The sequence below is a fragment of the Streptomyces longisporoflavus genome, from assembly GCF_014649775.1.
Lineage (GTDB): Bacteria > Actinomycetota > Actinomycetes > Streptomycetales > Streptomycetaceae > Streptomyces > Streptomyces longisporoflavus.
This window is the reverse complement of the sequence record NZ_BMTR01000122.1, coordinates 1-883: the sequence shown is the minus strand read 5'-3', so window position 1 is coordinate 883 and position 883 is coordinate 1. Positions and strand designations below refer to the sequence as shown.

The window sequence follows — 883 nt, the reverse complement described above, 5'->3', positions numbered from 1 at the left end:
GAGGTCGTCGAGAATGTCCTGCTCTGCGGCGCCGACGGCGACCATGGCGCCGTCGTTGCGGGCGGCGCCCATCAACCGGCCGCGTGCTACGACGAGTTGGGCGGCGTCTTGCAGGGACATGACGCCGGCGACGTGGGCGGCGGCGATCTCGCCGATGGAGTGTCCTGCGACGTAGTCGGGTCGTACACCCCAGCCTTCGAGCAGTCGGAACAGGGCGACCTCGATGGCGAAGAGGGCGGGCTGGGTGTATTCGGTGCGGTCGATGAGGGGCGCGTCGGCCGTACCATCCTCGGTGTCGCTCTCGGCGGCGAACATCACGTCACGCAGCGGACGGTCTAGGAGCTTCTCGAGGTGCTTGCACACGTCGTCCAGAGCAGAGGCGAACTCCGGTACGCGGGCGGCCAGTTCGCGGCCCATGCCGAGCCGCTGGGCTCCCTGGCCCGAGAAGACGTAACCCAGTCGTCCGGAGCGGGACCGTTCCTGGACCACCACACCCGGATCGGTCGCGCCCGACGCCAGTGCCTTCAGAGCTGCCAGCTGCTCGTCCCGGTTCCGGCCCGCGACGACCGCGCCCGTCTCCAGCAGTGCGCGGCTCGACACCAGCGACCAGGCCACATCGGCGACCTCCGCCGTACCGATGCCCTCGGCGAGGCGGGCCGCCTGCGCGCGGACCGCTTCCGTCGAACGCCCCGACAGGACCCACGGCACCACCGCGCCGGCAGCGCCGTCCCGTACCTCTTCCTCTTCCTGTCCCTGTCCCTGCTCCCCGGATACCTTGGGAGCCGCCTCCAGGATCACGTGTGCGTTGGTGCCACCGAGGCCGAAGGAGGAGACGGCGGCGCGGGCGGGGCGGTCGTGGGTGTGGGGCCAGGGCCGGGGTTCG

1 protein-coding gene is annotated in these 883 nt (G+C 71.2%); it reads right to left on the bottom strand.

Features of this window, described 5'->3' with window-relative positions; all coding sequences use genetic code 11:
- A partial coding sequence (locus IE226_RS43680) for an acyltransferase domain-containing protein (RefSeq protein WP_190087098.1) occupies window positions 1-883 on the bottom strand: 883 nt, incomplete at both ends.